Consider the following 20,769-nt stretch of genomic DNA (forward strand, 5'->3'; position numbering starts at 1 on the left):
AGTGCAAGGAAATGGGGTAGCATCCTTCATAAGTATGGCATCACCTTACTCAGGGAAAATGTACCCTTGCTCCCCCAGCTCCCCCAGCTTCCCCAGCTTCCCCAGCTCCCCCTCACCACAACACTTATTCAGCAGCCCCTAATTAGTGCAAGCGGGTCGCCCCTACAGTATCAATTATCTCCTAAAGTTTCAACTATCAACCTATTCAACACATTCCAACTTAGGCATTCGGGCGTTGACAACGAATTCTCGCGCCTCCGATATTGCCCCGTTGAAAAAGTTCTGCCCAAACTTGGTAACGATGCCTCATACTTTGAACAACTTGATCACCATGGACGCGCAGATGCCGGGATTTGCTTTGCTCAAAATCTACAGGTCTTTGAATTTCCCAAGGTTGCCATAAGTGAGTCACGTCCTCAAAGTGTAAATCGACAAAGCCAGCCGCCGCTAAGTCTGCCAGATATTGGTCACGATTTGGTAAATAAGGACAGGCAAGGGTTTCTGTCAATTGGACTTTCTCATCAGCAGTGAGGGGTTGGCGCTCAAAAAAGTCTTCAATATAACCACTCCCACCCGGTTTCAGTAGGCGAAAACAAGTTGAAAATAAGGTAGAACGGTCTGGAATATGCAGAAAAACCCCAATAGAAATCCAGTGGTCAAAGGTTTGACCATTCAGGTCGATAGTTGTAATATCTCCCTGGAGAAAATTAACTTGTTCGGATAAACCTGTTTTTTGGGTCAATTCAATTGCAGCCGCACACATCTGGGGGTGAAGTTCAACCCCTGTCACAGAACATCCATATTGATGAGCTAGGTAACGCGCTGGTCCCCCAACCCCTGCACCAATATCAAGTACGTGAGTAGATGGTAAAATTCCTAGTTGTTTGACCGCTTCATCAAGTGCTGTAGTGGAGAGGGGATGGAATTGATCAAAAGGAATCAAATCTTCGACACTCAAAGTATCCCCAGTTTTACCAAGTTCCTTGAGTTCGTTATAGATATAGTCTACTCGATATTGATGCCAATCGATTGACTCGAACGCAGAATTAGGGGTTGACATTTTCTAACAGCGGTTCCTGGAATTTTTTTTCAATATTGAATATCAGCAGGATCAAGCTCGTGCTGTGTGACTACGTTCTGCAAACATTCACTAGCTGCCTGGGCTGATGAGCAAACGGGATACCTTTTGAGTGCAAAGCCCGGTTCGACTAAAGACCAAATCTTGCCAAGCTGTTTGACCAGACTGACATCAAAATTTAGGTGAGGATTAATCTGTGAAAAAAGTTGATGACAGGCATGAGCAAAGGCATCAACATCTAAGTTAATCCCTGCCTGAGCAATATACGCGGATTCTACACCAATTGCGGCGGCACGACCCACAAGATAGGGTCTAACAGGTGTTCCCCTTTTTGGCAAAAGGCTACTTTGACTGAGTGCGATATTAACCGCATAGCTGGTTTGAATCGCCGATAGTTTCAACAGATGGGATGCAGCAATTGCTGAACCGACTACACCTAAAACTACAGTGGGAAACCAGCCTTGGTTGTAGAGAGTATCTTGAACCATCTTACCGAGAATACATTCGGCTTCTAAGCCAGCGATAAATGCTGTTAGCAGTGATTGACCATCACTCCTTACCGATTGTGCTAAGGCTAATGCTGATGGGAAAACTACTGTAGAAGGGTGTAAAACGCCTGGGTAAAATGTATCATCATAATCCAAGACATGACAGGCTGCGCTGTTAAGAAGTGCCGCTCCCACAGGGGATAGAGTTGTTTGAAAATCCAGACAATCAGCACTTGAGCCTTGATACAACTCTTGGCTACTTTTTTTGAGTGCTGTTATTGTACTCCAGGTTGATCCGGCACAACCAACCGCAAAGGTATCAATAATTGATCTCTTCGCTGCTTCAACGGCTGCTTTGGGTATCCTTGCAAATGTGAGATTAGTAGCCCATTGAGATAGGGATGGCAAAATTTCTAAATTTTCCATGTTCTTTCCCTGTTAAGGTTGTAGGGGATTAATCGGAAGGTTTTTTGGCACGATAAAAGGGTTTTTTGACGACAACGGCGGGATAAGTATTACCGCGAAATTCTACCTCTAACGGTTGACCTATCTTGGCGAGGGATGTGGGACAATGGGCAAGTGCGATCGCGATACTTTTTGGCTGCTCTGGCGGGAGAATTATAACGACCTTTACAATTATTGCTTAACGTGGATAGCAGGCAACTCTGTAGATGCAGAAGAAGCCATGATTCAAGCTTTTATAAGGCGAAACAAGATGCGTCGGTATTGCCGCATCTAGAAAAGAGTTGTGAGATGTTTTTTAAGGAGTGCCTCAGAAGCTGTTTCTCTCCTTTTTTCATCCCACTCTAAGTTATTTCATTCGCTTATGAACAAATCGCCCTTTTTCTTCATCTTGTCCCGCCTTATAGTTAGTAGCCGTTAGTTTAAACAGCTTCCAGATTCCGTTCACCCGTCCTGATCCGGACAATTTCCTCAACGGGACTGATGAAGATTTTTCCGTCGCCAATTTCACCCGTGCGAGCCGCATCAATCACTTTTTCAACGACCATATCAACTTGGGAATCTTCGACGACAATCTCCACCTTGAGCTTTTGCAGGAACTCGACGGTGTACTCGGAACCGCGATAGCGTTCGGTTTGACCTTTTTGGCGTCCAAATCCTCGAACTTCCGAAACCGTCATGCCGACGATTCCCGCGTTGACGAGGACGATTTTAACTTCATCGAGCTTAAATGGTCGAATAATCGCTTCTACCTTTTTCAAGATTCTAGCTCCTCACTTACGTTTCTTTATATGTAACCAGCATGACACGTTTTACACTCCCACCAATGAAATTTTTGTAACATTGAATACAGTTTTTTCTGGTGTAGTAAGCGTTATCGGTTGCCAATCGTCAATTCCCAGGGGGTCAACACTCAGTCAGGGCGGGTTTTGTACAAAGGTTACCATCAATAGCTTGTGCGACAATCCCTAAACCCGCCCCTACTTTCCTCAACACTCAACACATCCTCAGGCTACGGTGGTCGATCGCTAAACTTTTGATTAAAATGAGAATATATCACAGGGGGCCTTAATGGTTTCGACGTGTTGGTGAAAGCCAACCCGTGATACAGGTCGAGAGTGAGTCTTCTCTCGTAAATCCCGGACTCAAACAAAAGTAACTGCGAACAACATCGTTCCTTTTGCTCGTAAGGCAGCTCCTGTAGCCGCTTAAACACCTCTTATAGGTTCGAGCGTTCTTAGTCTGACTCCGTTAAGGGCTAAGGACACAACCCCAACGGATGCGCTAGTTAGCTGTCTTTGGTCGGCTGGCTAGCAAAGACCTAACCAAAGCATCCCACCATCCGGGATAATGGATGGTTCCCGCCCTGAGGATGAGAAGGGCTAAACCTGTGAATGATCGGTAGGTAAATACCCAATGCGGACACGGGTTCAATTCCCGTAGGCTCCATTCCTAAATTCAATTTTCAGATGCAATAAGACCCCTTCATCTAGCATGAAGGGGTTTTTATCATTGATCATACGTTGGATCATACGTTGATTAGTTTGCCATAATTCATACCAAATCTGCTTCATTAACCTCCTGTATCACCGGGGTGCTGTTTCCTGGAAGCCTTCTGCCATCTGCCATCTGCCATCTGCCTTGTCCTTACCAAAAAGGAAATAGTTAACCCGGATTTAGTATCAGATTATCCGGATGAATGCCTTGATGACAGAAAAAGGTAATCAAACGCCTTCGGTACCCTTATCAATTTATTAACAATTGTTGCGGGTCAGATGAATGAACTCCAAACTCCGGCTTTGGTGTTCATTCAATAATGTTGGAGGTAAGGATGCTAGGATTTGACCGCCCAAAAGGAGTAGGTAATTCATCCTATCCAACCGAATCCCTGACTCTGGAGTACCTCATCCTTAAATATGTAAACAACAACGAGCAAGAGCAAGTTATGGTAATGCAACCTACGTATGGTAATGGTTCTATCGATAGCTCAACCCTTGAACTTTCTCAGGAAGGATTGCGGTCTATTCTGAATCAGATTGAGGCGGAACTCATCGATAGTGAAGTTTACCGCCGCACCATGGCTGGGTTACAAACGATGTTAGGAGAAGCCTCAAGCAACGCCCATATTCTGGTCAAGGCGGTGGGGCGAGAAGCAGTCAGGTTGACATTTCAGGAATTTGCCAGACAGTATAAGGTTGTTCCTGTGACTCCTGTGGCTTCTGACGGAATGAATCAACCGACAGAAACCGAAGAGGAGGAGTTGGAGATTCCCCAAACTGAAGAGAGGGAATGTCCCATTGGCTCGAAAGAAACGATGTCCCATAGGGTTGAGACAAACTTATCGCCCAGTTTAGCAGATCGAGAGATTGGGGAAACTCAGTCGCGTAAAAAACTCACTAAAGCAGAATTAGCCGCGCAAAAGCTTTCCCTAGAACGGGAAGAGATGTTGCAGCAAATTGGTCAACAACTGCGACGAGCGCGTAAATCCCGCTCTTTGAGCCTTCAGCAACTACATCGCCAAACCTTAGTTCCCATTCATCAAATTGAAGCATTAGAAACGGGTAGTCTGGCGCAACTACCCGAGGATATTTATATTCGTGGTTTTATTCGCCGGCTTGGTTATGCACTGGGGTTAGATGGTGTAGGGTTAGCCTTGTCTTTGCCGGAAATTGATCCGGTCAAGTCTGTGATTCCTTCCTGGTATAAAGATCCAGTAGCGACAGGGTTTCACCTTAAATCGGTTCATTTATATCTAGGTTACGCCACATTGATTGCAGGAGCAGTGGGAGGACTCAACTGGATGTCGAACCAACAATCTGCACCCCAAAACACAGCGGAACCTGAACCTGTTCCTTCGGGTCAAAACTCTATGTCTCCAAAAGCTGAAACTAGCCAATCTACTCATACGCCTGGGATTAAATCGAGTCAAACTGGTGGTGTACAAGCAGGAGCTGATATTGCTCCCCCTGAGGCATTTCCGTGTTAATGAGATGGAGAAGATAGGGGAGATAGGGAAGATGAGGGAGATGGGGAAGATGGGGAAGATGGGGAAGATGAGGGAGAGAATAAAATTTTCGGTGGAACCATGAACAATTAACAAAGGACGAATGACGTAGCTTGCTTCTCGATGAAAGCGAGTATGACGAATGACCACTTTATAGACTCTTTACCAATTCCTCACCAACTCCTAACACATATCTATCTGAAAGAATCCCTGTAGCCAGAATAGTGAAATAGGAACATTAAATAAGACTATTTTTTAACAGTCTTACCTCTTTAAAAAAGTGACTTACTTAATCTGTACTTGTGAAATCTTGCACAAGCAAATCTATCCATTAAGTTGGGGCGCGAATACGATTGGGCGGGAAGAGGATAACACTATTGTAGTTGACCATACCTATCTTTCCCGTTACCACGCTCAGATTTTGCTCTCCCCTGACGCTGTGATACTGCGGGATCTCAATAGCCTCAATGGTACGTTTGTGAATGAGTTTAAAGTTGAACAATGTCAACTTAAGGATGGAGATTTTATTCGTTTAGGGGATGTATCGTTTAAGTTTGTACAGCAAATCCCTAGGGTTGAGAACACTGTATCATCAGACAGTGATACTGAAATATCAATTGTCAAGCAAGTCTCTCCGGAAAAAACTAGAATTGCCATCACTGATTTATTGCAATCTGATAAGTCAGAAAACTCTATTATTAAACTGAAGCAGCAGGATGCTCATCAACGAACGGTTGATAAATTGCAAATTTTGCTGGAAGTCAGTAAACAATTATCCTCTCCCGAAGATCCCGATCAATTGCTGCAAAAAATCGTCGATTTGCTATTTGAAATTATGCATATCGATCGCGTCACTATTTTGATGGTTAATCAAATCAGTGGTGTTCTGGAACAAAAAGCTGTAAACTGGCGCTCTGGCATCCCGACTGACGAGAATTTTTACAGTAGTAAAATTACTAATTTTGTCCGTCATCAGGGGGATGCAATTCTCACGGGTGATGCTCGCAAAGATGGCTTATTTAACGATTCAATCTCTATTGTCGAACAAGGGATTCATGCCGCAATGTGTGTTCCTCTGAAGCCCGCAGATGAGGTGATTGGGGTATTGTATGTGGATAATTTATCAATGACTGATATCTATTCCGATGAAGATTTAGAGTTTTTAACGTGTCTAGCCAACCAAGCCGCGATCGCGATTGAAAATTCCCGCCTGTATAAAAAGATGCAGGAACAGGAAGTAATGAGGGCAAAGTTGGAACGATTCTTTCCTCAATCTGTGAGTCGCAAGTTACGGGAAGAAGGTAATTTAGCCACGGTGGAGACAGAAGTGACGGCTTTGTTTGCCGATATTAGCAACTATACGCAAATGTCGGCGGAAATGGAACCGCGTCAGATTGTTGAAATGCTGAATGAGTATTTCCAAGTCATTGTAGAAGAGATTGTTTTTCCTTACGAAGGAACGTTAGAAAAGTACATCGGTGATGGAATTCTAGCAATTTGGGGCGCACCGTATCGCCAACCCAATGATGTGGATTTAGCGGTACAAGCAGCGATTGAAATGCAATGGGCAGTTTCTCGCTTAAATCAGAAATGGATTCGCGAAAACCGACAACCGATTCAAATTCACATTGGTTTGAATACAGGCACAGTCGCGGCTGGAAATATTGGTTCTAAAAATATGATTCAATATGCCACAATTGGTGATACAACGAATGTGAGCAGTCGAATTTGTGACGTGGCTCAAGCTGGGCAAATTTTAATCGCTCAAAGTACATTTGATAAGCTGGGTGATCCGAGTATTCCCCTCGAAAAAATACCACCTGTTTGGGTGAAGGGTAAGACTTCGCCTTTACATCTCTATCGGGTTTTGTGGCAGCACTATAACGCGACGGACGTATTGTGCGAGAATGGTGGTCTAGTAACTACACTTAGCCCATCTTAACTACTAGACGTTGGACAAAATTTTACCAGGAACTTTTACCATGGCAAACGTTCTTTGTAAGTCGAGATGTTGAAACTATTGCCTATTGCCTATTCCCTATTCCCACCACAAGACTTATTCAGCAGACCCTACTTAGCTTCTCACTGAAGCTTTGCCCACAGTCTCTCGACTATGAGGTTCCATAAGGCTAGACACATCGGGACCACTAGGGATAATTCCGCCAGGATTCAGCGGAAACAAATTCCCATAATAATCTCGCTTAACACTCTCCAAATCACAGGTATCCGCAACCCCCGGAAGCTGATACAAATCGCGCAGGTAAACGCCTAAGTTTTGATAGTCTTTAATCCGGCGACGGTTGCACTTAAAGAGTCCATAGTAAACAATATCAAAGCGGAATAGGGTTGTAAATAGACGCACATCTGCCAACGTCACTCTATCCCCACATAAATAGCGATTTGTCTCTAATACCGCATCAATTTCATTGAGTGTCGTAAACAATTCATCACAGGCTTGATCATAAGCCTCTTGAGATTGGGCAAAACCGCAGCGATAAACGCCATTATTCACCGTATGGTAAATTTTATCATTCCACTCAGCGATCGCGGACTTCAGATCCTCTGGATACAAGTCGAGTGCAGAATTCTTTGCGAACTGATTAAACTGAGAGTTGAGTATAACAATAATCTCGGCACTCTCATTATTAACTATCGTTTTCGTCTGGTTATCCCACAAAACTGGCACCGTCGAACGTCCACTGTAACCGGATTGGGCTAACTGATATAATTCCGGCAACGTGTGACAGCCTTCTTCGGGTTTCTCAAACACCCAGATTCCCTGATCTGAAGATGGCGAGACAATCGATACTCCAATCACCTCATCCAATCCCTTCAGCGCCCTAACAACAAGCGTCCGATGCGCCCAAGGACATCCGAGTCCCACAAACAGAGTATAGCGCCCTGGGGCGGGTGGATAGGGATTTCCGGCGTCTGTACCAATCGTCTGTCTAAACTGACTCTCTGGGCGAATGTATTCTCCCTTTTTGCTGGGTGGTGCTAGTTTGGACATCATAATCTGCCACATTGTTGTCCAGACAAACTTGCCCAACCGGATAATCACGGTTGATGGGAGAGATTTACCTTTAGGTTTCCAAGAAGATGTTGCCATGAGTGAAGAATTGAATTGTATCTTACTGGCGTGACACATCTAGTTTGATGGATTAGCTTGGGTTCGTAGTAAGGGCTTTAGCCCTATATCCTATATTCTGTTGGGTTTCCTGTCGTCAACCCAACCTACAACTACAACTGGTTTATCAGCAAAATCTATTCCACCACGTTAGCTATGTCACATCCCTACTGTATCGAATAGCGGCGAATAGTAGCGATCGCGATCGCATCCCGGAATGATAATCTAGCTACTGTTGGCTTTTCCTGCCGATCATCCAACACCAAAGCACACCAAACAAACGTTAGCGAGGGCGACAAAGGCTTCTACCCGTACAATCAAATCATTGGGTTTAAAGACTTGACCCGGATATCCAGAGAGAAATCCTTTGCGATAGGTATTTTGAATCGCATCTTGACCCCAATAGGAGGCGGAGACATCTTTAAAATTAATCGCATTTCGTTCTAAGGCGGTATTCGGAAATGCCTGGTCAATCATCGCCGCATATTCAGCGCGAGTAATCATATTATTTGGTTTAAAGGTTTGATCGGGATAACCACTGACTACTCCTTGCTGAGTCAATCCTTGAATACATTGTTCAGCCCAATGACCTTGGATATCTGAGTAGTTCTGTGCCTTGACAGGTGGGGCAATACTTCCACCAATAGCACTGGCAAAGAGTCCGACCGATAGCCAGGAAAAAATTGGTTTAAGGTGTTGGACAGAAGAAAGTATAGTGTTTTTCATAGCACCCAATTCTCTAATATTTTGATGTATTGGGTATCTTTTAGCAAAAATAAGCTCCTATCTGCCTCTAACTTAAGAGTATGATTGGATTGGGGGTTTTTATGACTTTAGGTAGAGGCGCGATCGCTCTTTTCAGTAAGCTGTTCAGGATTTAGGTTGACATCCTTAAATTCGACAAAGGGAACGGGGAACACCTCGGCTTCGCTCGGTGTGTAACAGGGAATAGGGAATACCCAATTTAAATCCACATCAGCTTAATGGGCTTCAACCTAAAGACCCCAGTGTTTCAAGGTCTATTTTATTTACTCAGATAGGGAATTTTGCTTTGATTCTATCTGCGACGAATTGACTTGAAGTATTGTATTAATGTTCTGCTTGGATGCAATACAGGCATTGTAAAAATGTGATAATGAGCCATCAGGCGATCGCACCTAAAGATGATAGCCTATCTACAGTTGAGCCAAAGGAGATAATCGTCCTGTTGATCATCAAATCTTAATAGTTTTAGCATTCCTTTTGTAGTACAATTGAACTAATTTGTGAAGCTATAGCCTATCTCAACACCAGTTAAATCCTAAATACAGTTGAGGATAGTGCAAACTATGTTTTTCCTATTAGGTTAACGACGCTTGGGTAGCGTATAAAGAGAACAATGGCAAGAGCAGATCTGTTAAAAAAACTCCTACAGAGCTACCAAAAGCGTGATGACCGAGCTTTCCGTGAAGCGGCGGCAGAAATTATTGAACAGGAGAGAAAGAAGCATCATATTGTTTTGGCAAACGAGCTAGAGCGAATACTGAAGAATGGGAACGGGTATATAGAACAAGGACAACCGTCTAATTTGACACTGTTTGAACCTATTCCGCGAGATGCCGACAAGGGAGTCGGATTACTTGAAACAAAGTGGACTAGCCGTTATCTGGATGATCTGATTTTGAGCCAAGAGATCCGGCATTCTATTGAGAGGCTTATGCGTGAATTTCGGGAATGGGAAGTGCTGGAGGCGAATGGTTTGCTTCCAGTGCGACGGGTTTTGTTTTGCGGTCCATCTGGATGCGGTAAAACAGCAGCAGCCGAAGCCATTGCCGCAGAATTAGGATTGCCTCTGCTATATGTTCGCTTTGATGCTGTTGTTTCATCACTGCTAGGTGAAACAGCTGCTAATCTCCGCAGAGTCTTTGACTATGCTCAAAGAGGACAGTGGGTGATGTTTTTTGATGAGTTTGACGCTATTGGTCGTTCGCGGGATGATCCGACAGAGCATAGTGAGATTAAGCGAGTTGTTAATTCATATCTCCAAATTGTGGATAACTTCAGTGGCAGATCACTGATCATTGCGGCAACAAACTTTGAGCAGGCTTTAGATCCAGCCGCTTGGAGAAGGTTTGATGATATAATTCGTTTTGAGAAACCGACGAATCAGCAGCTTAATCAGTTGGTCAAAAAAAGACTAGTCCCTCTAAAATTTAAAGCGTCACAAGTCAATGAAATTGTGAGTCATCTCTCCGACTCAACTTATGCAGATGCCGAGCGAGTTTGTCTCGATATCCGTAAGTCATGTGCTATTCAGGGTACTCGGCAAATCACCCAGGAAGATGTGGCAGAAGCTGTCTCTCGATATTCTTATCGTAAGGCTATCCTGGAAAAAGCATATAACAGTCCTATGGCAACAATTGATAAAGATTAAGAAATTATGCCAACACTTCAACCGGGTTCGGGTCAGTATTTGCACATTGAGTTTGTTCGGGATGTAAAACGTCAACCCGAGAGGCGGCGACCAAACAATAAGTTTCCCAGACCAAAACCTCCCATACCAGAAGACTTTCATCAACATGCTCAAGACGTTTCTCAAGATATAACTGAGGCAGTTCAACAAATATCTCAAGTTCGTCAAGGTTGTGGAATAGAGCCTTCCAAACTTTTCGTTTTAGAGTTCGGGAGTGTCAATCTTGATCTGCGAGATATTTTTGAGCAGCGTTTTGGAGCTTGGGTTGTTAGCGAATATAAGGATAAAGTTGGAAACCAAGAGCGATATCGGTTTCTTGTTCAATTTCCTACTGAAACATCTCGTCAGCATTTACAAGAAGAAATTCGACTCTACAGAACAGAAGCTAATAATCGTGAAGTTTTGCCTCTAGGTATGAGGCAAAATTTTTGTGACGCTCTACAAGCCGTGCGTTCTATATCACGAGATGAAAGAATTGGGGTGCGTCTTCGTGAAGAGGGATTTCCTGACGTTGAGTCATTCTATGTAGATGTTGATCTTTGGCATCCTGGAGATCCTTTAGATGCTCGCAAGGTACTAAGTGACATCCGCTCAATGTGTGCAAATTATGGCGGTGCATTAACAGAGGAAGTACGCACATCCAGTTTACTCCTAATTAAAGTTTATGGTTCCAGACAGTTAGCTGAAGCTCTTCTAGAGTTGGACTGGGTTGCTCGTGTTGATCTTCCTCCTAAATTGTCACAAGCTTACTCGCAAATCTTTGATGAGATTACACTTCCTGATCCTGTCCCAATTCCTTTGGATGACGATCCCCTTGTCTGTGTAGTAGATAGTGGTGTGGTATCAGGACATCCATTGCTGGTAAATTGGGTGATTGAAGAGCGAGATTTTGATACTGGAGAAAACACGACAACTGACTTGAATGGTCATGGAACCTCGGTTGCAGGTTTAGTTGTCCACGGTGATATTGCCAAGTGTATCGAAAGTCACCAATGGCAACCTAGAGTTAGGATTTGTAGTGCGAAAGTGCTATGCCATAATCGTATTTCAGAAGAAGTTGATATCCCAGCAAACCGCCGTGCAGAGTTGATTATCGAAGAGGCTATTCGATACTTTGTTCATGAAAGGCAGTGTTCAATATTTAACCTTTCAATTGCCTCAAGAGATGAAGTCTACCGTCTAGAAAGGCAGTTTCAGTGGGCAGAGAAACTCGATGAATTAGCGAGAGAACTAGATATTGTTATTGTTCAAGCTGCTGGGAACCGTCCAGATCCTCCGATACCAGAAGCCGTTTATACCAGAGAGGAAGCTCAGAAAGCTATCCGAGAAAATTTATTAAATGATCAGAATCAAAGAATTTGTAATCCTAGTACAGCCGCTCTTGTTCTTACCGTTGGTGCTATAGCTAGATCAGATGCACTGGGGCATCATCAACAGAATACTGGACCTCGGTTAAGAGATGCTTTCGCAGGTGTGCCAGCTAATGCACCAGCACCCTTCACTAGAATTGGACCAGGACTCTCTTCTGGAACGAAAAATTTTGCTATTAAACCCGATATTGTTGCCTATGGTGGCAATTGGGCAATTCAAACAGTAGTTGGCGGAAATCCCAGTTGGAAACCTTTCATTTTTCTCGGTGAACCAACCATTCAGAAAGAGCAAAATGGTCGATTTATTACAGCCAGATATGGTACTTCTTTCGCTTGTCCTCATGTAGCTCATGCTTGTGCGATCGCGTCTGTCAGTCTAGAGACAACCCTTGGTCAAAAACCATCTGCAAATTTAATTCGTGCATTAGTAGGTAGTGCAACAATTCCGCCTCCATGTCCTCCAGATTGGTTAGAGGATGAGAAAGAAACACTTCGTTTGGTGGGTTACGGTATATGTTCTGTAGACGACTTAACTTGGTCGAAAAAAAATCAAGTTCGTTTAATTGCGATGGATGAGGTTGAATTAGATAAACTTCACATCTATCGTGTAGCTGTTCCTCAAGTGTTTCTTTCCACCAAAGGAAAGAGAGGTATCACGGTTGCACTTGCTTATGACCCGCCAGTTCAATCCAGTCGAAAAGAGTATCTTGCCAATACAATGTGGATAGAGGCATTGCATGGACTAACGACTGAAGAGGTGGAACTATATCGAGCTAGAAATGCCGCACAAGATGTTGATGTTCTTCCTCCTGGCAAGGAAATAAAACTACGACCTCCAAAAACTGACGTTCAGTGGTCAACACTGCAAGTTAGAAGGATAAAGTGGTCAAGAAAACCGAAACTCACAATACCCGATGGTGAGACGGAACCAGTTATTCATTTGGTTGTCGGTTGTCAGCAAAGATTCTCGACAGGATTTGACTATAAACAGCGATATGGTTTAGTTGTTCTCTTTTGGCATAAATCCGAGGAGATAGAGTTATACCAAACTTTGCGAAATCGAGTAACTCTCAAAGCGGCTCGTGTACGAGTAGGGGCTTGATGTAAATCACTATAATGCGACAGTCTTGACCCAAAAAGTTTAGCTAAATCCTGTCGTAATCCTTGACCAATATAAAACTTCAATAGAGCATCCAATGACATATCTCGACTAGCCACCACTTTTTTGAGTGACTCCACTGTGTCTGTAGGAATCTTGAGTGATACTGTCTCAGTTGCCCGTGGATGCAAACGCAGTTCAAATGTTTTTTCAGGCTTGTTCATAGAATTTTCGTTCAGTACGAGTATCAATACCAGCAGAATTATCTACACTCTACCCATCCTCTATGATGACGGTTTGGTGCAGTTAATCCGACTCACTCAAAAGCCGTGATGGGTATTTCTACTCAACACCTATAAGGATTTCTGATAAAGCCCCTGGGGTTGATCGTGTAAAAATGAAGAAAATATAAATCGTTTTAATAAACGTTGCTGATACAGGAGTCAACATCAATGGTAGTACTCACCGATCGCACCCAGAAGCGCTTAACCATGCAGACGGGCGAAATCGCGCCAGATACAACAGCTATCCGTTCCTTAGACTGGGATCGCGATCGCTTCGATATTGAGTTTGGGCTGCAAAACGGCACCACCTATAACTCGTTCCTGATTCGGGGTGAGAAAATTGCCCTGGTGGATACCTCCCATGAAAAGTTTCGTGAACTTTACTTAGATACCCTCAAGGGGTTGATTGACCCCAGCCAGATTGATTATCTGATTATTAGCCACACGGAACCGGATCACAGTGGCTTGGTTAAGGATATCGTCCAACTCGCGCCAGAGATTACTGTCGTGGGATCAAAAGTGGCGATTAAATTCCTAGAAGACTTGGTGCATCACCCCTTCAAACAGCAAATCGTCAAAAACGGCGATCAACTGGACTTAGGCGAAGGTCATGTCTTGGAATTTGTCAATGCCCCCAACCTGCATTGGCCCGACACCATCTTCAGCTACGATGCTGGAACCCAAGTCATGTTTACCTGTGATGCGTTTGGGATGCACTACTGTTCCGATAGCACCTACGACGAAGACATTAATGCCATAGAAGCCGACTTCCGTTTCTACTACGACTGCTTAATGGCACCCAATGCCCGTTCCGTTCTCTCCGCCCTAAAACGGATGGATAAGCTGGGAGAGGTAACCACCGTCGCCACGGGTCATGGTCCCCTATTATTGAATCATGTGGGCGAATGGGTGGATCGGTATCGGCGCTGGAGTAAAGCCCAGGCAAAAGCCGAAACCTCCGTCATCGTCTTTTATGTGTCCGATTACGGTTATAGCGATCGCCTTTCCCAAGCCATTGCCCGAGGCATCACCAAAACTGGGGTGGGTGTGGAAATGATGGACTTAAAATCGGCTGATCCGCAGGAAGTCCAGGAAACCGTAAGTCGCGCCGGGGGACTGGCGATTGCGATGCCTCCCGCGTCGAATAAAGCCGCTACCGCCGCCGTGAGTACCGTTCTGGCTGCTGTAAAATCCAAGCAAGTCGTAGGTATCTTTGAATCGTATGGCGGAGATGACGAACCCATTGACCCCCTATTGAGTCAATTCCGCAACCTTGGACTCAAAGAAGGATTTGCCGCGATTCGGGTCAAAGAAACCCCAACCGAAGCCACCTATCAACTCTGCGAAGAAGCCGGAACAGATATGGGGCAAATCCTCACCCGCGATCGCGAAATTAAGCAACGGAAATCCCTGGATAGTGATCTCGACAAAGCCCTAGGACGGATCAGTGGCGGACTATATATTATTACCGCCCACAAAGGTGATATCAACGGTGCCATGTTAGCCTCCTGGGTATCCCAAGCCAGCTTCAAACCTCTTGGCTTAACCATTGCGGTGGCTAAAGATCGGGCGATTGAGTCTTTGATGCAAGTTAGCGATCGCTTTGTGCTGAATATTTTAGAAGAAGGCAATTATCAGGCGTTAATGAAGCACTTCCTCAAGCGCTTTCCCCCAGGTGCCGATCGGTTTGAGGGGGTGAAGACGCAAACAGCGACGAATGGATTGCCGATTCTCACCGATGCGTTAGCGTATGTAGAGTGTAAGGTAGAAAGTCGGATGGAGTTGAGTGACCATTGGATTGTCTACGCCTCTGTTGACGCTGGACGAGTGTCTAAGGCGGATGCATTGACGGCGGTTCACCATCGTAAAGTGGGGAATTATTATTAAAACGCAGAGGTTCGCAGAGGTCAACGCAGAGGTACGCAGAGGATGACTGAGAATGAAGTGTCGGGAAAAGTCATTGGGTTGGCGATGAAGGTACACACGGCGTTAGGACCGGGTTTATTGGAGTCAGCTTATGAAGCCTGTTTGAGATATGAACTGAACAAGGCTGGCTTAAACTTTGAACCCCAGAAACCCTTACCCTTAGTCTATGAAGAGATTCGCCTCGAATGTGGATATCGAATCGATCTACTCGTCGAAAACAAAGTCATGGTTGAACTCAAAGCCGTTGACACCCTGCATCCCATCCACACCGCCCAACTCCTAACCTACCTCAAACTCTCCCACCAAAAACTCGGACTCCTAATCAACTTCAACGTCATCCATCTCAAAGACGGCATCAAACGAGTCGTCAATCACCTCTAACCCCCCTCTGCGAACCTCTGCGCTTCCCTCTGCGTCCCTCTGCGTTAAAAAAAACATTCACCCCAAACTCAACCATGAACCTCAAACGAGTCGTCAACCACCTCTAACCCCCTCTGCGAACCTCTGCGCTTCCCTCTGCGTCCCTCTGCGTTAAAAAAAACATTCACCCCAAACTCAACCATGAACTCTCCTACCCCTCGCGACGTTCAAGTCCTCCCCATCGCCTCCGACACCACTGTTCTCCGTTCCCGGACATGGGATAGACTCAAATTTGAAATCGAATATGCCCTACAACGCGGCACCACCGCCAATTCCTATCTGATTCAAGCCGATAAAATTGCCCTGATTGACCCTCCGGGCGAATCCTTCACCGAAATCTTTTTAACCGAACTCCAACGCCGTATCGACCCCAAACAAATCGATTATGTCATCCTCGGTCACGTCAATCCCAACCGAGGCGTTACCCTAAAAGCCTTACTCAAACTCGCCCCTCAGATACAATTTGTCTGTTCCAATCCCGGTGCGATCGCGCTGCGTGGTATCTTAGATGCACCGGATTTAAAAATAACAGTGGTACGGGGCGATGAAACCCTGGATTTAGGCAAGGGTCATCATCTCCAATTTATCCCCACCCCGAATCCCCGTTGGCCCGATGCCCTGTGTACCTACGACCCGCACACCGAAGTTCTATTTACCGATAAGTTATTTGGTGCCCATCTGTGTGGTGACCAAGTAATGGATGAAGGCTGGACAACAATTAGCGAACACCGCCGCTATTATTTCGATTGCGTTATGGCACCCCATGCGCGACAGGTGGAAAAGGCACTGGATAAGGTAGAGGAGGTGCAAGCAAGGCTGTATGCTACAGGTCATGGGCAATTGGTACGCTACAGCTTAATTCCCCTGACCCAATCCTATCGCCAATGGTGTGAGAGGCAAAAAACCCAAGACATAAGCGTCGCCTTGCTGTATGCTTCAGCTTATGGGAATACCGGAACCGTTGCCCAGGCGATCGCACGGGGGATTACTAAGGCTGGAGTTGGGGTAGAATCGATTAACTGCGAAATCGCTGACCCGGAGGAGATTCGCGCTGCTGTGGAAAAGGCAGAGGGGTTTGTTATGGGTTCTCCTACCTTAGGGGGTCATGCACCCACCCAGATTCAAACCGCTTTGGGAATTGTTTTATCCACAGCAACGAAAACCAAACTGGCGGGGGTTTTTGGGTCGTTTGGCTGGAGTGGTGAAGCGATTGATTTGATTGAAAATAAGTTTAAGGATGCGGGGTATAAGTTTGGCTTTGAGACGATTCGGGTTAAGTTTAAGCCCACGGAAGCCACACTCAAATACGCCGAAGAAGCGGGAACGGATTTTGCCCAAGCCTTGAAGAAAGCCAAGAAATCTCGCACGTCTCGCCAACCCGTCAGTGATGCCCAAGTTGCCCGCACAGAACAGGCTGTGGGGCGGTTAATTGGGTCACTTTGTATGATTACGGCGAAGCAGGGAGAACTGACGGGGGCGATGTTGGCAGATTGGATTTCCCAAGCCACATTTAATCCACCAGGTTTAACCATTGCGGTGGCGAAAGACCGGGCGATTGAGTCGTTGATGTATCAGGGGGATCAATTTGTCGTGAATATTTTAGAGGAAGGGAAACATTTGGGGTTAATGAAGCATTTTCTCAAACCCTTTGCCCCTGGGGAAGACCGCTTTGCAGGGGTGGCGACAGAGGATGGGGAAAATGGTTGTCCGATTCTTAGCGATGCTTTGGCGTATGTGGAATGTACGGTGGATAATCGGATGGAATGTGGGGATCATTGGTTGATTTATGGGGTGGTGACCAATGGCAAGGTGTTATCGGATGGGGTAACGGCGGTGCATCATCGCAAGTCGGGGACGCATTATTAGTATAAGGTGATGGGGGGATGGGGTATTTTTTTAACGCAGAGGAACGCAGAGGGAAAGCGCAGAGGAACGCAGAGGGGGTTAGCGGTTGGGGTGCAAGTTTTATCGGTATGGAGAAGATAAAGTTGGGTTGATAATTGAGCGGCGTTCAGGGGGAATGTCTCTATGTTTTATTTGCCACGAATGGCTATTACTGGACATATCCTAGAGGATGGCGGTTGGGTCAATGTCAAGATAGAGGTTAAGGCTATGGGATAGGAGACTGATGGGATGGAATTGATTAGCGGGTTAGGAGGGTTTGTTTTTGTCGCCGCCCTATCGGGGATTATTGGGAATAAGGCGGATTTGCAGAAGCTGGAAAAGGGGCAATTTGGCGAATTAGCGGTGACACCTGTGGTTGATATTGACTCCCTGCTAACCCCAGATGGGGCGTTGGTTGGGGATACGATTCAGGTGGTACGTCAACAACTCAAGGTAATTTTACAGCAGGAGAATGCGATCGCATATTACCAAACTAAGGCTGTAACTCCCCAGGTAGGCTTGTTTGAACGGATGTGTGCCTGTTTTGCAGTGGAGATGCAGAATAATCCGGTATTGCGGGATATTGTTCAGGGACAATTGCTGACTCAGATTAACGCTAATTTGAAAACGCAGCAGGTGACGGTTGAGGATATCGAAGCATCCCTGACAACTATTGGACAAGATATGGGTGAAATAAAAGGCTGGTTAGAACGTATCCATAACCAGTTATCCACACATCCGGCGGTTCCGCTTCAGTTTCAATCCCTGATTGCGGAGAAGACAGAAGGATTTGTTGGGCGCGAGTTTGTGTTTCGGGCGATTCAGGACTTCTTACAGCAGCAGCCGAATGGGTATTTTATTATTGAAGCTGATCCTGGTGTAGGCAAAAGTGCCATATTAGCCGAATATGTGCGACAGACCGGATGTGTGGCATACTTTAATGTGCGATCGCAAGGCATCAATCGCGCTGATGATTTCCTCAAGAGTGTTTGCCGCCAGTTAATTGAACGCTATCAGTTACGCTATGATTTGCCCTTACATCCAGAGAATACCCGCGATGGCAATTTCTTGGCGCGACTGTTAACCGAAATTGCCCCTCACTATTCCCCCATCGTGATTGCAGTGGATGCGTTGGATGAGGTGGAGATGAAGAGTCAGACGGATGGGGCAAATGTTCTCTATCTCCCGCAGTCTTTACCCAATGGCGTTTATTTTATCTTGACAAAACGCCAGACTTATGTTCCATTAACCGTGAATAAGCCCTACCTGTTTAATTTAATGGAGTATGGGGCAGAAAGTTTACAAGACGTACAGCGTTATATTGAGCAACAGGTTCATAAAAAGCCCTCATTACAACAATGGGTAGAGAATCAGGGACAAGACACAGCCACCTTTATCACCACTCTGGCACAAAAGAGCGATCGCAACTTCATGTATTTGCGCTATGTCTTAGAAGATATCGAGGAAAATATCGAGTCTGGCGCGTATCAGGATTTAAATCTTGCCAACTTACCCCAAGGTTTACAGCAATATTATTACCAGCATTGGCAACGCATGGGAATGACAGCTAAACCCTTACCGCGAACTAAGATTAAAATCGTCTATGTTTTAGCGGAAGCCCGGAAACCTGTATCATCCTCACTGATTTCCCAATTTGCGGGAGAAGATGCATTAACCGTGCAGGAAGTTTTAGATGATTGGGATCAATTTTTACGGGAGGAACGGATTGAAGAACAAACCCGTTATAGTATTTATCATGCCAGTTTCCAGGATTTTCTCCATCGTCAGGATATTGTCCAAGCGGCGGGGATAACCATTCGAGATATTAATGCGTTGATTGCCGATAATTTAGCCGAGGAATTAGGGTTGTAATGAAGTTTGTAGTTGCGCTTTAGCGCCATCAACGCTTGCATCTCCCACTATAAGTTAGCGCTAAACTCAAGTCTCACCAACCGCCTTAGGTTCAAACCCAAGGAACCAAAAGCGAAAGTCCACTAAAGTGGACTAAAATCCATATTCAGTCAGCTTTAGCTGACTTGAGCTATTAGCCCGGAGTTTGAACTCCGGGCGGGTGTCAGCGCTCAAGAAGCTTTTGAATAGATACATCTTTATAGGAGACAAAACCATCATGACAATCACATCCCAGAAAATGACGCTTGAGGAGTATCTGAACTATAACGACGGGACAGATACCCAGTATGAACTCGTTAATGGAGAATTAATTGTTATGCCACCAGAGAGCGATTTAAATCAGCGAATTGTCATGTTTTTACTGAGCCATTTCCTCCAACAAGGCATTCCCTCCTATCGCTTGAGAATCGGGGCAGAAATTGTAGTGAGTGGTTCACGGGCAACAACGCGCTTACCCGATTTAATGGTGCTTTCTGAAGAACTGGCAACAGCGTTAGAGGGGGCAATTCGGTCTACAATAACGATTGATATGCCCCCGCCTCAGTTGGTGGTTGAGGTGGTGTCACCCGGAAGGGAAAATGCAGACCGAGATTATCGGTATAAACGTTCTGAATATGCAGCGCGGGGGATTGCCGAATATTGGATTGTTGACCCAATACAACAACAGGTTACAGTCTTGGAATGGGTAGAAGGGCTTTATGAAGAGCGAGTTTTTCAGGGTAATCAGCAGATTATTTCACCGATGCTACCAGATTTGGATTTAACGAGTGAGAGGGTGATTAATGCTGGAGGTTGATATTAACTCATTTGTTCAGTTTGTTATTATTGATCCATCAATTATCGTGTAGATCCTCCTCTTTTTTTATAGATCCCCCTCTTCCCTTATAGATCCCCCTCTTCCCTTCAGATCCCCCTTCCGTCCCCCTTTTGATCCCCCTTCCGTCCCCCAAAGGGGGAGACCAAAGGATGCTTCGCTTTTTGTTCCATGGGGGAGACTAAAGGATGCTTCGCTTTTATGGTACAGGGGAACAATAAATTACAGCAGATTGCAGGTTTATGAGGTATACCTAAATTACAGAAAAAGGATAACTAATCAGCGACAATGGATAAAATAACCAATAATTTACCTCACCAACTTAACAACCGTTGGTATCAAAGTCCCCCTTTTTAAGGGGGATTTAGGGGGATCTACACGACTCAATTCCGTGAGTTCTGTGATCCTCTTCTCTCCTTTGTCCTCGTCTCTCCACTTCCAGATGTACTC

15 protein-coding genes, 1 other RNA gene and 1 pseudogene are annotated in these 20,769 nt (G+C 45.2%); 10 read left to right on the forward strand and 7 right to left on the reverse strand.

The features are described from left to right. Positions 1 to 220 precede the first annotated feature (220 nt). From RIB93_RS12015 to RIB93_RS12030, 4 genes and pseudogenes are all read right to left on the reverse strand, one after another. Complete coding sequence (locus RIB93_RS12015; protein WP_446373007.1) at positions 221 to 1,060, reverse strand: SAM-dependent methyltransferase; 840 nt, start codon at positions 1,058 to 1,060, stop codon at positions 221 to 223. A 29-nt stretch (positions 1,061 to 1,089) separates the two neighbouring features. Then, entirely contained in the window at positions 1,090 to 1,992 is a 903-nt protein-coding gene (locus tag RIB93_RS12020; RefSeq protein ID WP_446373008.1) for an MmgE/PrpD family protein, read from the reverse strand. 28 nt (positions 1,993 to 2,020) lie between these two features. Then, a pseudogene (locus tag RIB93_RS12025) lies at positions 2,021 to 2,155 on the reverse strand (glycine cleavage T C-terminal barrel domain-containing protein); the annotation flags it as partial. Between the two features lie 295 nt (positions 2,156 to 2,450). Then, positions 2,451 to 2,789, reverse strand: coding sequence for a P-II family nitrogen regulator (locus RIB93_RS12030; protein WP_446346227.1), 339 nt, complete (start codon positions 2,787 to 2,789; stop codon positions 2,451 to 2,453). A 301-nt stretch (positions 2,790 to 3,090) separates the two neighbouring features. Here RIB93_RS12030 and ssrA point away from each other — a divergent pair. The 3 genes from ssrA to RIB93_RS12045 all read left to right on the forward strand — a co-directional run bounded on the left by ssrA (position 3,091) and on the right by RIB93_RS12045 (position 6,974). After that, positions 3,091 to 3,480: a transfer-messenger RNA gene (gene ssrA, locus RIB93_RS12035) on the forward strand. 493 nt (positions 3,481 to 3,973) lie between these two features. After that, a complete protein-coding gene (locus tag RIB93_RS12040; protein WP_446373009.1) occupies positions 3,974 to 5,014 on the forward strand; it encodes a helix-turn-helix domain-containing protein in 1,041 nt (346 codons plus the stop codon). A gap of 298 nt (positions 5,015 to 5,312) precedes the next feature. Continuing rightward, complete coding sequence (locus RIB93_RS12045) at positions 5,313 to 6,974, forward strand: adenylate/guanylate cyclase domain-containing protein (RefSeq protein WP_446373010.1); 1,662 nt, start codon at positions 5,313 to 5,315, stop codon at positions 6,972 to 6,974. Between the two features lie 132 nt (positions 6,975 to 7,106). Here the strand turns inward: RIB93_RS12045 and RIB93_RS12050 are convergent, their stop codons facing one another. From RIB93_RS12050 to RIB93_RS12060, 3 genes are all read right to left on the reverse strand, one after another. Further along, a complete protein-coding gene (locus RIB93_RS12050; RefSeq protein ID WP_446373011.1) occupies positions 7,107 to 8,141 on the reverse strand; it encodes a glutathione S-transferase family protein in 1,035 nt (344 codons plus the stop codon). 270 nt (positions 8,142 to 8,411) lie between these two features. Continuing rightward, on the reverse strand, positions 8,412 to 8,885 hold the full coding sequence (locus RIB93_RS12055) for an S-layer homology domain-containing protein (protein WP_446373012.1): 474 nt from the start codon (positions 8,883 to 8,885) through the stop codon (positions 8,412 to 8,414). Between the two features lie 107 nt (positions 8,886 to 8,992). Continuing rightward, on the reverse strand, positions 8,993 to 9,133 hold the full coding sequence (locus tag RIB93_RS12060) for a hypothetical protein (RefSeq protein ID WP_446373013.1): 141 nt from the start codon (positions 9,131 to 9,133) through the stop codon (positions 8,993 to 8,995). 404 nt (positions 9,134 to 9,537) lie between these two features. Between RIB93_RS12060 and RIB93_RS12065 the strand changes: the two genes are divergently transcribed. The 7 genes from RIB93_RS12065 (at position 9,538) to RIB93_RS12095 (ending at position 20,301) form a co-directional block, all read left to right on the forward strand. Then, on the forward strand, positions 9,538 to 10,572 hold the full coding sequence (locus RIB93_RS12065) for an AAA family ATPase (RefSeq protein ID WP_446373014.1): 1,035 nt from the start codon (positions 9,538 to 9,540) through the stop codon (positions 10,570 to 10,572). A 6-nt stretch (positions 10,573 to 10,578) separates the two neighbouring features. Continuing rightward, positions 10,579 to 13,083: a S8 family peptidase gene (locus RIB93_RS12070; RefSeq protein WP_446373015.1), complete on the forward strand. Its 2,505-nt coding sequence runs from the start codon at positions 10,579 to 10,581 to the stop codon at positions 13,081 to 13,083. Between the two features lie 449 nt (positions 13,084 to 13,532). Beyond that, positions 13,533 to 15,251 (forward strand): diflavin flavoprotein, encoded by a 1,719-nt coding sequence (locus RIB93_RS12075; protein WP_446373016.1) that lies wholly within the window; start codon positions 13,533 to 13,535, stop codon positions 15,249 to 15,251. Positions 15,252 to 15,293: 42 nt separating this feature from the next. Then, positions 15,294 to 15,671, forward strand: coding sequence for a GxxExxY protein (locus RIB93_RS12080; RefSeq protein ID WP_446373017.1), 378 nt, complete (start codon positions 15,294 to 15,296; stop codon positions 15,669 to 15,671). 180 nt (positions 15,672 to 15,851) lie between these two features. Next, positions 15,852 to 17,576: a diflavin flavoprotein gene (locus RIB93_RS12085; protein WP_446373018.1), complete on the forward strand. Its 1,725-nt coding sequence runs from the start codon at positions 15,852 to 15,854 to the stop codon at positions 17,574 to 17,576. 267 nt (positions 17,577 to 17,843) lie between these two features. Further along, positions 17,844 to 19,466 (forward strand): hypothetical protein, encoded by a 1,623-nt coding sequence (locus tag RIB93_RS12090; protein ID WP_446373019.1) that lies wholly within the window; start codon positions 17,844 to 17,846, stop codon positions 19,464 to 19,466. A 256-nt stretch (positions 19,467 to 19,722) separates the two neighbouring features. Further along, a complete protein-coding gene (locus RIB93_RS12095; protein ID WP_446373020.1) occupies positions 19,723 to 20,301 on the forward strand; it encodes a Uma2 family endonuclease in 579 nt (192 codons plus the stop codon). Positions 20,302 to 20,769: the final 468 nt, after the last annotated feature.

This window comes from Coleofasciculus sp. D1-CHI-01, from assembly GCF_040218875.1.
In the GTDB taxonomy this organism is placed as follows: Bacteria; Cyanobacteriota; Cyanobacteriia; order Cyanobacteriales; family Coleofasciculaceae; genus Coleofasciculus.